Here is a 15922-nt window from a genome sequence, read left to right as displayed (position 1 = left end):
CATCAGTTACACCGTCAGCAACCAGTCCACCAACATGGCACACGGCCACTGGACCGATGCGGTCTACCTATCCAGCGACAACCAGTGGGGCATCGGCGACATCCTGCTTGGCAAGGTCGATCACAACGGCGATCTTGCCGGGGGCGCGAGCTATACCGGCAGCCTGACCGCGGCCCTGCCGGCGCTGAAGGATGGCAACTGGCGCATCATCGTGCGCACCGACCTGTACAACGAAGTGTACGAGGGTGACGTCACCTATACGGCGACCGGTCTCGACGTCGCGCCCGGCGAAGCCAACAACACCACCGCTTCGGCCAGCACGATCAGCGTCAGCGTGCCCACACTTGCCGTCGCCGACACTTTGTCGACCACCCTCTCCGCCAACCAGACGCGGCTCTACAAGATCAGCGTGGCTGCAGGACAGACCCTGCGCGTACTGCTCGATTCCAGTGCTGCCAGCGGCGACAACGAACTCTATATCCGCTACGGCGACATCCCGACCGGCTTCGCCTACGACGCCGCCTACAGCAGCGCGTCGTCGGCCGACCAGCAGGTGCTGATCCCAAGCACGCAGGCCGGCGACTACTACGTGCTGGTGCACGCCCGCGACGGCAACGACACCCCTGTCACCTTGCGTGCCGACCTGATGCCGCTGTCGATCACCAAGGTCACTCCTGACACCGGCGGTGTGGGTGACAACGACCATCGCTGGGTGACGCTGGACATCTACGGCGCCAGCTTCCAGGCCGGTGCGCTGGTGAAGCTGTCGCGGCCCGGCGTCTTCGAGGCCGAACCAGAACGCTGGCAGGTGCTCGACGCCACGCACATCCGCGCGGTGTTCGATACCCGCAACTTCCCCTACGGGCTCTACGACGTCACCGTCAGCAATCCCGACGGGCGCAGCGTCACCGTGGCGAATCGCTACCTGGTCGAACAAGGCATCCAGGACGACGTCACGATCGGCATTGGTGGTCCGCATGCGCTCAATCCGGGCGACGGCGCCACCTACACCGTGTCGCTGCAAAGCCTCACCAACGTCAATACTCCGTATGTGCGATTCGACGTCGGCGCGGTGAACCTGGGCTACAACCAGTACCTGCTGGACAGCCTCAACCTGCCCTACGTGCTGTTCGGCTCCAACGTCGGCGGCCAGCCAATCGGCCAGGTTGTCGACGCCTCGGGCACCACGCAGGCTTACGGTCCCACGCCCACCGACGGCACCAGCCGCCCCGACATCCCCTGGGCCTCGCTCGACGGCACCGAGAACACCAACGGCGTCAACCTGGCGCCGGGCTATGCGGTCAACCTGGGCGATGGCGGCTTCGTCGGCATGACCTTCCGTCTGCAGACGTATCCCGGGCTGACGGCATGGGTCAATCGGGATTTCGACGGCCTGCGCCAAGCCCTCTACGAACTGCATCCGAACTGGCAGGCCGAAGGCCTGCTGGACGGCGGAGTCCAGGATCTGAACAAGATCCAGGATGGTCTCGCCACGACCTTCCTCGATCCCGACCCCGAGCGTCTCACCAAGATGGAGACGCTTGCCGAGTCCTTCCAGTTCAACATCTCCGCGGCGGCCACCGCGCTGACCCGCCAAGAGTTCGTCGCCGAGCAGACGACCTATGCCCTGAAACTGCGCAGTGCCATCCTGGCGGACGACACGGCCTCGGTTTCGCTCAAGGTGCTTGCCTCCGACGCCGGGGAATGGATCCAGGGCTGGCTCGCCGCACTGACTGCCTCGGGTCTGCTGCAGCCGGTGGATCAGGCGCCGGCCATCACCACCGACCCACAGGTGGTCAGCCTCAACGCCACGCTGGCCGCCAGCATCCTGCTGGGCAAGGGTGGCGACAGCTACCGCACCCAGTCCAGCCTGCTTGGCTTCTTCCAGCAGGTGCAGAAGTGGTACGGGGATACCGCCACCTACAGCGCCGACCCGAACGCAGCCACCGCGCCGATCGACCACTTCGAGGTCCGCACCGACGACCAGGGCGATGTCGTCCTCAGTCCGGTGCCGGCACTTGCCGGACCGGCCGCCTACGACCAGCACGCGGCCAGCGCCACCCAGTTCGAGAACTTCCGCGTGTTCGTCGGCGGCCAAGCCGAGCTGGAATACCTGCGCTCGATCGGCCTGCTCGACGCCGACTTCAAGCCGGTGCCGGGCAAGACACTCAATCTGGCGCAGTACCTGCAGGTGGCGGCGCAAAGCAGTGCCGACTCCCAGGGCACGATCAGCGTGACCGGGCCGCAGGGCAGCAGCTATGCCAGCGACGGCAGCGTGTACGTTCCTGCTGCCACGCCCCTGCCCTACACCGTCTCGTTCAACAACACGACGGGTCAGGGGGTCGATCAGATCCGTATCGTCTCGAAGCTGGACGACAACCTCGACCCGCGCTCGGTCCGCCTCGGCGACCTCAAGATCGGTGATATCAACATCCATGTGCCGAGCGACCGCGCCAACTTCCAGAGTGACTTCGACTTCACCGGCGGCAAGGGCTACATCCTGCGCGTGAGCGCCGGCATCGACGTCGCCTCGCATACCCTGACCTGGCTGCTGCAGGCGGTCGACCCGAACACCGGCGAGGTGATGCAGAACGCCCTACACGGCCTGCTGGTGCCGTCGGCCGACGGCAGCGCGCCGTTATCCGGTTTCGTCAGCTACATCGCGGCCACCGCCATGGACGCTGTATCCGGCGCCACCATCGCTACCGGTGCGCGGATCCTCTTCGATAACACCCCGCCGGTCGACAGCGCGGTGATCCAGCAGACCATCGACGCCGAGCCACCGAAGACGACCGTTGCCGTCACCTCGCTGGGCAACGATGCCCAGGGCGCACCGACCTACCAGGTGAACTGGCATGCGGTGGACGATGCCAGCGGCATCCGCTTCGTCACGGTCTACGTCGCCACCGACGGCGGCGACTTCATGATCTGGAAGCGCCAGGTCGATCCGGGCGTCAGCCAAGCCGTGTTCAACGGCGAGGCCGGGCACAGCTACCAGTTCCTCGCGGTGGCCACCGATCAGGCCGGCAATCGCGAGGCCGCCAGCGTCACGAACGCCGTGTTGCCCGACGACGGCGCCCGCCAGGCCGTGCTCAACGGATTGGGCGTGACCGAGTCCGTCGATCAGACGGCGCCGGTGCCCGCCGCCCCTGACGACCGCAGCTACCCCTCCAACGCGCTGTTCGGCCAGGCCAGTCAAGCGCTGCCCGGCCAGGTCGCTCCGGTCAATGCCGGCGACCTCCAGAGCGTATTGGCGCCGTTCGCCACGCGCAGCTTCGCCGACGGCTACACCGGCAGCGAGGGTGACATCGGTGCACTCGCGATTGTCACCCTGCCCGACGGTTCCGTGCTGGTCAGTGCCGGCGTCGATCGCAACGCGGTGTTCCAATACGACAAGAACGGCGGGCACGGCGTCACGCCGTTGTTCACGCTCGACGCGCCGATCCTCGACATGAAGGTGGACGCACTCGGCCAGTTGTGGGTGATGACCGGTGATCAGCTGCTGCAGATCGACCCCAGCTCGGGAGTTATCCTGCGCGCCATGCGTGGCCCCAACGGGCAGCCGCTGACGCATGCCCTGGCGATCCAGCCGGGCACCGGCGACATCTACGTGTCCACCGCCACCGGTATCGACATCTTCGATCCGGCCGCTACCGATCCGAACCAGGCCTGGCAGCATTTCGGCGCCCAGCGCGTCGATTCGCTGAGCTTCGGCCCCGACGGCCGTCTGTGGGGCACGATCTTCAGCGGCAGCCAGATCACCGCTGCCGGCCCGAACGGCACGACCCAGATCGTCAGCTTCCCGATGAGCGGGCCGGCTATCGGTCGCGCCGAACTGGAGTACACGCTGAGCGGCGCCATCCACGGCCTGGCCTTCGGTCAGGCGGGTACGCCGCTGGATGGCCTGCTGTTCGCCTCCGGTGGACTGGCCCAGCACGTAGCCATCGATGGCATCGCCGATACCACCCATGGTTCCAGCGTGTGGATGATCGAGTTGGGCACCCGACGGGTCCTGCAGCTGGCCACCGGCGGTACCGAAGGCGAGCGCATCGTCACCACGTCCGATGGGCGCATCCTGGTGGCCGGCTCTGGTCACGTCGACGAGATCGCGCCGGCTCACGCGCCGACCGTGAAGGCCGTCAGCGTGCCGGACGGCGCACTGGTGCCGCTGCCGATGAACCAGATCGCCGTCGTGTTCGACCAGCCGATGTGGCTGGGCGCCGATGGCACCGGTGACACGAGCGACGCGGCCAGCGTGCTCGATCCGGATAACTTCACGCTGACCGCCATCGGCGACACCAGCGGTCGCGTGATCCATCCGGACAGCATCCGCTGGGATGCGGCGAGCCATACCGCCTATCTCGATGTCGCCGGCCTGCCCGCGGGCCAGTGGCAGCTGGATGTCGGTGCGAACCTGCGTAGCGCCACCCAGATCCGCCTGGGGCAGGACTACCTCAGCTCGTTCACCGCGCTGCTCGACATGAGCAGCCAGCTCAAACTCACATTCACCAACACCCGGCTCGACCACGCCACCGGCGCGGTCAGCTACGACGTCAGCGTCACCAATACCGGTACCGACGATCTCAACGGCCCCCTGCTGTTGCTGCTCGATCCGGGCCAGTACTTCGGCAATCAGGTCGCCGGGGCGACCCAGGGCGGTGGCGACCAGTCCACGCTGTGGACGCTCGACCTCAGCCAGGCGCTGCAGTCCCTCGGCGGCAAGCTGGCTGCTGGCGCCACCCTGGCCAACCAGACGGTCACCGTCCTGCCCGCTTCCGCTCTGACCCAGGCCGGCATGGCCACGGCAGTGAAGTTCGACTTTGCGCAGGGCATCTATGCCATGCCGCAGGCCAACGTACCGCCGACGCTGGCGATCTCCGAACCGGCAGGCAGTAACTCGGCCACGGCCGATACGGTCAGCCCCGGCAACCCGACCAGATTCGCTGTCGGCACCACGATCGGCACTCCCTGGACCGGCTCGTTGACCGCGAGGGACATCGACGGTACCCAGTTCTTCTGGGAAGTACTCCAGGCGCCGGAAGGACTGGTGCTGAGCCCCGCGACGGGCTACACCACGGCCAACGACGGCAGCTACCAGTCGACGGCCACATTGAGCTGGACACCTGGCGCACGCGCCGCGGCGGATAGCGTCGTGGTCGTACGCGTCTACGACAGCCGCGGTGGCAGCGATACCGAGACGTTCCACATCCCGGTGGCCGACGGCAATGTGGCGCCGGTGATCGGCGCCATCGGCGACGTGACCCTGGGCGAAGGCCAGACGCTCGCCCTGCCGTTCACTGCATCGGACGCCAATGGCGATCCGATCACGCTGACGGTGCGCAATCTGCCGCCGGGTGCATCCTTCGATGCCCGCACCGGCATGCTCCACTGGATGCCCGGCTACGACCAGGCCGGCACCTACGACAACGTCACCGTCGTCGCTACCGACGGCGTGGCAACCGTCACCGAACAGTTCAACCTCACCGTGACGCAGGGCTACGCCAAGCCGGTGCTGCTGCCGGTGGCCGCACAGACCCTGCGTGAAGGCGACAGCTTCGGCCTGCAGCTGGGCGGCTCGATGCCGGGTGGCCTGACCCAGGCGGACGGCACCACGATCAAGCTGAGCTACTCGGCGGCCTGGCTGCCCGGTGGCGCCACCCTGAACCGCGATACCGGCTGGTTGAGCTGGACGCCGGGCTGCGACCAGCACGGCAGCTACGACGTGCCGGTCGTGCTTACCGCCACTTACCTCCCGGCCGACGGCAGCGATCCGGTGACGACCACGGTAAGTCGCACCGTGCACCTGAACGTGCTCAATGCCAATGGCGCACCGCAGTTCGATCCAAACCTCGGCGACACCTGGTATGTCGCCGAGGGCCAATCGCTGTCGATCAGTGCATTCGCGTTCGATCCGGACAATCCGAGCTTCGCGCCCAAGGTCCGTCTCGCCCCCGGTGCCGCACCGACGTCGCCGGATGGCAGCGATGTGCCGGCCTCTGTCACCTACCAGGTACTCGGCCTGCCGGATGGCGCCGTGTTCGATCCGGATACCCTGGAGATCAACTGGACGCCGGTCTACACCCAAGCCGGTACGTATCACGTCACCATTGTCGCCACCGACAACGGCGACGGCACTGGCACACCGGCGGTCAGCCAGGTGGTCGTGCCGATTGTGGTCGTCAATGCCAATCGTGCACCGCAGATCGGCGATATCAGCAACGCCACGGTGGACAAGGGCGCAACGCTCGATATCCCGGTGAGCGTCATCGACGTGGACGGCAACCCGACCACCCTGACCATCTCCGGCCTGCCCCGGTTCGCGACCTACACCCAGGATCCGTCCAGCACCGATGGCCACATCACCGGGGTGATCCACTTCGCCCCAGGCGACAACGACCGCGGTGACTACACCATCACCGTCACCGCGCACGACAACGGCGACGGCAACGTCAACCAGGTGCTGTCCGAATCCAAGAGCTTCGTGGTGACGGCGCGCAGCACCAGCGAGCCACCGGTGGTCGCCGTGCCGAGCCAGGTGGTCGCCGTGGTCGGCCAGGCGCTGAGCCTGCCGATCCAGGTGACCGACGCCGACCAGGATGCCCTGCACTACAGCGTCGATGGTCTGCCCCTCGGCGCCACCCTGACCCCGCAGCCCACCTACGGCCAGGCGCTGCTCAACTGGACGCCGACCGTCGACGACCTGGGCGGTCACGACCTCGTCCTGACCGTCACCGACAGTGGCCTGCCTCCGCAGAACCAGGGCTACACCAACCCCGACAACCCGGTGCCCAATGTCGTCACGCGGACGATACGCATCGTGGTCCGTGCTACCGATACCGCACCGGTGGTGCTCGGCCTGCAGTCCAACGGCGCAGCGGTCGCCGACAATGACGCCGGCACGCCGATCGTGGTGAATGGCACCGAGGGCGTGCCGTTCAAGCTCGATGTCTTCGCCAACGATGCCGAAAGCGACGTCATCAACTGGACGGCCAGCGGCCTGCCGTCGGGCATGCTGCTCAGCGTCCCGGCAACTGGCGGCGGCAACCAGGCAAGCCTGTCCTGGACGCCGAACATGTTCGCCGCCCAGAGCGACAACCTCGACGGCACCAAGCCGGGTGTCTATCGCTTCAGCGTCACCGGCAGTGATGGCAGCGCCAACTTCACCCGCACGTTCGAGCTGCACGTCGCCAACGTGAACCAGGCGCCGGTGGTCCTGCCGGTGCCGCTGCAGCTGGTGAACGAGGGCAACACCCTCAGCTTCACCATGCAGGCGATCGATCCGGACGGCAATCCGGTGCAGACCGGCCTGGTCTACGACGACACCACTCCGGCCGGCGTCAGCTATGACGCGAACAGCGGCCAGTTCGAGTGGACCCCCGGCTACGATGTCGTGGACAACGCCACCGACGGCAGCCGCGACTTTAGCTTCACCTTCAAGGCCACCGATGGCCAGGCGGTCACCACCCGTACCGTGCACGTGCGCGTGTTCGATGTGGACCGTGCGCCCACCCTTGCCATCAGCCAGCATGCGGTCGTCGTCGGCAGCACGCTGACCCTGCCGGTACAGTTCGGCGGCAGCACCGATGGCAGCGGCATCGTCGTGAACGACGCCGACGGCAGCACCCAGACCCAGCACCTCAGCGTCAGCTTCGCCGGCCTGCCCGAAGGCGCGGTCTACGACGCCCAGGCGCATACCCTGAGCTGGACGCCTGGCCCGGCGCAGGTGGGCGACTTCGTGATCACCGCCGTCATCAGCGACGGCATCAAGACCACGACGCGAACATTCACCGTGCGCTCGGTTGCCGATGCGGCAGCCAATGCACCTGCCGTGCTGGTCGACCTGTTGCCCAGCACGCCCGCCCTGCCCGGCCAGACCGTCACCGCCACGGTGCGCGCCAGTTCCTTCAGCGCCATGGCCAACATCAAGGTGGAGGTCAGCCAGGACAACGGCGCCACCTGGAACACCGTCACCCTCGACAGCGTGGGGCGCTTCAAGATGACGCCGGCCGCGCCGGGTCTGGTCGATATCCGCGTCACTGCAACGGACCGCGACGGCTTCAGCACGACCAAGCTGGCGACGGTCCGGGTCAAGGACCCTGCCGATACCCAGGCACCGCAACTGGCCTGGTCCGGCGCGCTGCAGGGCGCGACGGCCGCCACCAGGCCGGTCGACATCGTCGATCCGACGGCGCTGGTCGCCAGCATCTCGGAACAGCAGTTGATGGGTTACACCCTGTCGATGGCTCCGGTCGGCAGCGACGCCTGGCAGACCCTTGCCAGCCAGAGCTTCGACGCCCAGGCAACGACCGGCCTCACCGACCTCGCCTCGCTCTACCCGCAGGCGTTTGCCAATGGCGTGTATCAGCTGCGCCTGGTCGCCACCGACCTCGCCGGCCGCTCCAGCGAGATCGACACGCGCGTAGTCATCGATACGGCAACCAAGACCTACACGCAGACCCAGGCCACCGACGCGGTCTATACGCTGGGCGGCCATGACTTCGCCCTGACCCGCTCGCTGGGCGCGGCGGGAACCGGTGACTTCGGCAACTGGCGCATCAACGGGCTGGATACCGGTCTGACCACCGACCAGATCCCGACCACCGACAGCGGCGCCATCGCCCCCTGGACGACCGGTGCCCGGGTATGGCTGCAGATTCCGTCCGATCTGGGCGCTGCAGGTACCGCCACGCAGTTCCTGCGCTTCACGCTGGGCACTACCAGCGAGACCCTCGGCCAGCCGGGTGCGCCGGTGGTCTACCACCCGTCGTTCACCGGTGACCAGGGCTGGTCGCTGGCCGCCTTCGGCGAGCAGGACGGCGACCACGCCGCCACGCTCACCCGCCAGGGTACCCACCTCTACGACAGCACCACTGGCCTGCCTTGGGTGCCGAGCCACTACACCCTGACCGGCCCTGACGGCACCCGCTACGACCTGGACGCCATCGGCAAGGTCACCGCCATCCGCTACGCCGACGGCACGCAGTGGCTGGTCTCCGACGCGGGCATCGCCCCTGTCGGCAGCAGCACGGATCGCATCAGCTGGGTGCGCGACGCGCACGGGCGCATTGTGAGCAGCATTGGCCCGCAAGGCGGCGACGTCAGCTCAATCGCCTACCAGTACGATGCAGCCGGTCGCCTGGTGCTGGTGCGGCCGCTGGACAGCAGTGACTTCGGCACGCCGTACGGCTACGACGACGCCGGAAAACCGTTCACCGACACCATCACCGCCAACCTCGGTGCCGCCGTAAACTGGATCGGCACCGGCACCGCCAACACCTGGTCCGGCAGCCTCACCGCCGGCCAGACCAGTACCGTGGCCTTCACGCTGCGCGCCAGCGAACTGGCATCGACCGTCAAGGTCCCGGGTGCCCAGGGCGCGGTAATCGTGGCCATCCAGAGCCAGTTCGCCAACGCCCAGAGCGCGCTTGGTGTCACCGGCGGCACCGTCGTCGGAACCACCCTGCACAACGGCGTGCTCACCACCCTGGTGCGCATGACCGAAGCCGGCCTCAAGCTGCTGCGCATCACTGGTACCGGTAACGCCACGGTGAACGTCAGCATCGCGGGCGACCTCAACCACGACGGCGTCGTCGACGGTGCCGACAGCGCCGCGTTCGAGCAGGATGCCGTTGCCTCAAATCTCGCAGCCGACCTCAACGGTGACGGCTTGGTCAACGCCACCGACCGGCAGATCCTCTATGCCAACTACGGCTGGAAGACCAACCTGCCGCCGGTCGCCAGCACGACGCTGCCGACGGTGCTCACTCATGCAAACCTGGGGGTCACTGTCTCGCTCGCGAGCCTCGTCTCCGACCACGAGGGCGACGCGGTCTACTGGCGCACGCTCGGGGCTACCCATGGCACCGTTCGCTTGAGCGGTGACGGCCAGTCGTTGATCTTCACCCCCGCCGCGGGCTACAGCGGCGCTGCAACGATCACCGTGGTTGCCGACGACGGCTACGCCAGCAGCGCTCCCATCGTGCTGAAGGTCAACGTCAGTTCCGCCGCGCTGACCGCCATTCACGTAGCGCGCATCTCTGCCATGGCGGATGGCGATCAACAGGCGTTAGTACTGACAGGCGATTTCTCCGATCAGCAGGGCGTCGCCCTCCCTGCCGATTATCTGGATATTTCTTCCTCAGATCCGTCCACCGTCATGGTCATGGAAGGCGGGACTTTGCACGCACGCAAAGCGGGCACAGCCGTAGTGACGATTTCAACCCATGGCATCAGTGCCTACAACGCACTGATCGTCAATGACGACGGCACTGCACCACTATCCTTTCAGGGCAATGAGCTTGATGTCTTTCCGCCGCGTATCAATCTGGCCGCAACTATCGGGCAGCGGCAGATCGACGTTGCTTCCCTGGATACCGGCGAGGACTTGTCGGCGGCATCCACTGGCACGCTTTACTACTCGAGCAACCCTTCCATTGTGACGGTGATGCCGGACGGGCTACTCAGGGCGCACGGAACCGGCACGGCCGTCGTCACAATCATCCACGACGGACTCCAGGCGGAGATCCAGGTTGCGGTTGATGAACCAGTGGTTGGTCCCGTGGCGATGAATGCTGCGGCCGGTGCCGTCACGCAGGACACGGAGGGGGATACCCTAATGGTCTCCGGCGGAAGTCTCGCCCATGACGCCACCGTTTCGGTTCAGCGCGTGGATCCGGCATCGGTGGGCATGGCGCCGCCTGCCCCGACCCTCCTCGACGTTATCTCGGCGATCAAAGTGGACACCAGCGGTCAAAAAGCCGGTAACCCACTTCAGTTCGCCCTCAAGGTCAACGGCCCGATCGATCCCTCAACTGGCCAGCCGAAGGTGCTGGCCGCTGGCACCACGGTGTATTTCTGGAGGCTGGGGACAATCACTCTGGCCGACGGCAGCGTTCACCAGACCTGGTGGCTGGCCGACGATGGAGTCATCGGAACCGATGGATTGGCGCATACCGCCAGTCCTCCTTATGGCGGAGCAACGACGGACGGTATCTATTTTGCCACCGTCTCGCAGAACCCCGTGCAGAACGGCGGCGTGCAGGATGTGCATCTGCGCGGCGTCGCAACCGATTGGACGGCGTATTGGTCCGGGATGGCGGGCATCGCCTTCCGCGCCGCATTCTCGCCCAGTCTGTCAGGGCTGCTGGTTCAGATGACCACAAATGCCTCGCAGTCCCTTGTGGCGCTGGATTACACCATTGCCGGTACTGCGCAGACGACCGTCGCAGCAAGCGACCTCCTGTCCACAAGCGATGCCTCTTTCCCGGTACCCGCGGACTATCTTCAGAACCCCAGCGCCGCGCCCTACATCACCGGCCTCTCGTATAAGGCTGCCACGCAGGATCTGACAATTACCGGAAACTTCGGCGAAGGCCGACTGTTTGTTCGATTGATCCCTAATGGGTCGCAGTTGGTCGCACCGGGTAATTTCGACGACGGTCAATTGATCCCGCAGAAGGGACTGGTGTGGGATGAAGTGATGGCCGGAACTCCCGGCGCAAACGGACTGACTCAAACACTCACCATTCATCTCCCGGCCGGAATCGCGTTAAGCCAGGAGGCTGTTGAAGTCATTCGACAAGCGCCCGTTCTGGCCAGCGACGGGTCGGTGGACCACTACCAGAGTGTAGGCAGCAATCTGGTGGCTGCCTTCACCGGAAGTGAAGGCGAAACGATCGCCACCTCCAACAACGCGATCTACATCTTCAAGGGCACCGGTCAAGCAGCCGCGGACAACAGTGCGCCCATCGAAACTCGTGCCGCCATCACCCAGGATGAAAACGGCAACCCGATCCATCCCGGGCGCCAAGGTACGAACATGGTGGCCTACTCGAAAGACGGCGCACTGGCTTTTGTCGCGGCCTGGGGGAGCCGCGAAATCTATGTCGTCGACATGATGGCGCGCTCCATCGTCTACACGATCCCCGTCGCGGCCGGCCAGGGTGAGATCAGCGCATTGGCGACCCATGACGGCTGGCTCTATGTCTCGCTGCGCTCAGATGGAGCATACCTCTCCATCTCACGTGCTCTTGCCAACGATGTCGGCGGCGGCGTGATGCGTATCAACATCGATCCGACCTCACCGCAGTTTTTCGAAGAGCAGCAAGGTGTCAGCGGGCTGCCGGGCGGCAATCAAATTGCAGGTGGCTTTGAATCGATGGCCATCAATGACAACAGTTACATGGCCATCACATCGTTGGGGGGAATTATCGACTTCATCGATTTGAACAGCATTGATCCCAATGGGGTCGTTGCCGATGTCATCTCGGTCGGTGCAGAGGCGTATGAAAGCTCCCGCTACGACAATGCGACCTGGAATGTGGTGTCGGGCAGGGAGCCCGGGCAGTTCGTGGTCACCAACGTACTCGCCGTGGATCACGGCGTGACCACTATCCAGTTGCCGCTGGATCAGAATGGCAGGATTGCGTCATCGCAGAGTGTCACGATGCATACCATTGCCACCAATGTGGCGCTGGAGCAGGCGGGGGTTCGACGCAATCATTTCCGCGAAGACCTGCGTAACGCCTCGGATGTGGTGATCGTGGAATACAACGGCAAGGAATATGCCTTGGTTGCCGACCGGAACTTCTGGTTCCAGGACTCCACGGTTACCGATTTGTCCTCCATTCCCCCTTATCAGACAGGCGGAAAAATCGGCATCATCGAAGATCCCTTCGGAGTGGATGGCGACCCCGTCTACCTCGGAGCTACCAGCGCCATCGCTGGTAGCTCCATAGAAGACCTCACCGTCGGTCAGGACGGACTTCTGTACGCCAAGGTTTGGAACTACGAGCCCGGCTACGACATGTTCGCCCCCTCCGATTACTCACTGTACACGTGGGACGCGGCAGCTCTGGTTCAGGCCGCAATCAATGCCCATGCTCAGTGGGGCACTTGGCAAGCTCTTCACATCGATCCTTTGAGTCGACCGATTGATCGCTTCTACGACGGAACGCAGGGTGGTATCGGCACCATGATCCCTGTGGTGACGCCATCCGAATACAAGGGGCCGTCCGGCGCGGATGAATTTCAGGCGCTTTGGACGGTTGCTGGGTACAACCCGTCCGGCTTGCCGGTGCAACTGGCCTCTGCAGCCGGGAGAGTGCCGAGTCACGAAATCAAATACACACCTCTCAAGCCCGTCTTGAAGCCGCTGGATCTGATCGAGGATGCCGGCCCGATAGGCTCTTTGGCCTACGGCCTCTACGATGCGATCAAGGGTGAGGGGCTCGCTTACGACTTCCATGAAAATCTCGAGAAGATGTCCACGGAAGGCTGGACCTTGGATAAGGTCCGCCGTGAAAATGCGGGGAAGATCGCCGAATCGATGATCGACGTCTTGGTGGAGACATCCACCGAGAATTTTGCCTCAATCTGGATGAAGTCTGCAGGATCCTACACAAAGCTGGAATCCGAAGTCGCCTACATATTTCAAAAGCGCGTGATAGTGGCTACCGAGGAATTTATTGCCGTAAAGCACATTTCAATTGTCGCAGAACTCAAGCACTACGCACTGGATATGGAGAAAATCGAGGAACAGGCTAAGCGACTGGCGAAGGTCGCGGTGGCAATCGTCCATTACTGGAAAGACGGAAATTACAAACTCACCGACCTCATTTCCATTCAAAACGAGAAGCTTGGAAAGTATCTCTCAGTCATGGATAAGGCCTTGGGAGACGTCATCAACCATACTTTCAACGAGGTGCAGGAGTCGCTGAGGCAGGTGATCGCCGTCTTGACGGGTGCTCCACCGGAGATGCACGCGCAGCTCCTCGGCAGCCTTGAGCCTGGCATTCAGAAGACTGGCATTGGCGGTGCGATCTATTCGGGCGATACGGTGTACCCCAGTGACTACCGGATCCCCGTGGTAGAGCCAGGTACGGACGTACAAAACGAACAGGGCGACGTACTGTTCACCGCACCAGCGCGCGCCTCCATGGATGCCTCACAGGCAATCGCTTGGTACGCCGATCAGATAAGCAAGCTACGTGGCGTGACCGCTGGGCTGCCGACCTCCCAGATGCGCGCCCAACAATCCGTGCAATTGATGGGCATGCTCAACCAGGCTGCAGTCAACGCCATCGGCGATCCGGGCCAGCAGCTGTTCTTCAATATGAATTTCCCGATGTATTCGCTGGAGGATCTGACCCTTCAGTTGAAGAATCAGTACAGCGGCAGCAAGCTGTACGACGCCGTCCAGGGCGACATCGTTTCCAGTGTTCAATCCGCAGTTTCAACGCTGACGACCAATGGGTCGATTTCCATCCAGCTTTCGGACGCAGCCATCATTTCCGGACCCGGAGCCCAGCAGGCGCTCACTCTTACCGAGGTAAACGCGTTGTTGCCGATCGCGATTTCCTACTGGACGAATCTCGGCACGCCCAGCTCGGCCTTCAAGGATGTGACGGTCTCGATCGCCGATCTTGGAGACCTGCTGGTGGGCAAAACCTCCGGCCATGCCGTCACCCTGGACGCCACAGCCGCCGATTGGGGTTGGTACACCGGCGCGCCTGGAGCAGGCGCGTTCGATCCGGTCGTTGGCTCTAGTTCCGAATTCACCGCCAAGGACTTCGGCGAGGCAGCCGGGAAGATCGATCTCCTGACTGTGCTCATCCATGAACTGGGACATGTGGCGGGTGCACACGACGTATTGAACACCACTGACTGTATGTACCCGTACATGACGCCAGGCAGTCGCCGCGTGCCAACAAGTTCGGATGAAGCCGCAACGACCGCTGGCAACAGCACGACGGCGCAACTGGCGACGACACAGCCAAGCTCGTCGAACACCGCGGCGCCCACCTCGGCATCGTCGGATCGGCCGCGAACGCTCTCACTCAGTTCCCTGGCGATCATGACCGCGCAATACGGCTTTGCGGCAAAGCTGGCTGATCCCACGTTCAGCAGCACGGATAGCTGGTTGGCCCAAGGCAATGTGACCCACGACAACGGCACCTTTACGCTCGGCGAGGCAACAAACACCCAGAGCCGGGTCAACCAAGTATTCACCATCGGCGCCAACGACCGCTTCCTGCGCTTCACCGTGTCCGGGATCAACCTGCAGAACCCCGGTAACGGTCCCCAGGACGCGTTCGAAGTCGCCCTGCTTGACGCAAGCACCGGCCAGTCGCTGGAGGCGCCGATCGGGCTGTCGAACACGGATGACTTCCTTAACCTGCAGGGCGATGGCTCGTCGTACCTGTCGTCGGGGGTCAGTTTCGTGACCAATGCCGATGGCAGCCGCACCTACCTGGTGGATCTGGCCGGGATTGCCGCGGGCACCGCGGTGAACCTGTCGTTCGATCTGGTCGGCTTCGGCGATACGGGCAGTCACGTCACTGTGAGCGACGTGCATGTCGGCCTGCCACAGACCTACGACGACACGGCAACCACGGCGGAAGACACGCCGTTCGCCATCGATGCCTTGGCCAACGACGTGGCCGCCAACCAGCCCGGCTTCGTGCCGGTGGTGCTGAGCGGTCCGGCCCATGGTCAGGTGATCGTGAATGCCGACGGCACGTTCGGCTATAAATCGGACAAGGATTACAACGGCACCGACAGCTTCACCTACAAGCTCAGCAACGGCCAGCTGGACTCCAACGTCTCGACGGTCAGCATCACCATCACCCCGGTCAACGACCCGCCGGTGGCGAGCGATTTCCTGCAGACCACGCTGGAAGACGCGCCGGTCGCCGTGGACCTGCTGTCCCATGCCTACGACGTCGACAGTCCGATGCTGACGTCGACGATCGTGACGGGGCCGGCCCACGGACAGGTCTCGCTCAACCCGAACGGCACTTATACCTATACGCCGAACGCCAACTTCAACGGCACCGACAGCTTCAGCTATCTGGTCAACGATGGCGAGCTGGACTCGAACGTGGCCACGGTGCAGATCGGCGTCACCTCGGTGAACGACGCC

1 pseudogene (only partly in view) is annotated in these 15922 nt (G+C 64.3%); it reads left to right on the top strand.

Annotated features, from left to right (window positions below):
* Positions 1-15922: pseudogene (locus ISP17_RS13240) on the top strand (CARDB domain-containing protein) (its annotated part extends 17573 nt beyond the left edge of the window); the annotation flags it as partial.

Source organism: Dyella ginsengisoli, from assembly GCF_044904665.1.
GTDB classification, from domain to species: Bacteria; Pseudomonadota; Gammaproteobacteria; order Xanthomonadales; family Rhodanobacteraceae; genus Dyella_A; species Dyella_A ginsengisoli.
The sequence above is the reverse complement of the archived record's forward strand: the minus strand, read 5'-3'. Positions and strand labels throughout refer to the sequence as shown.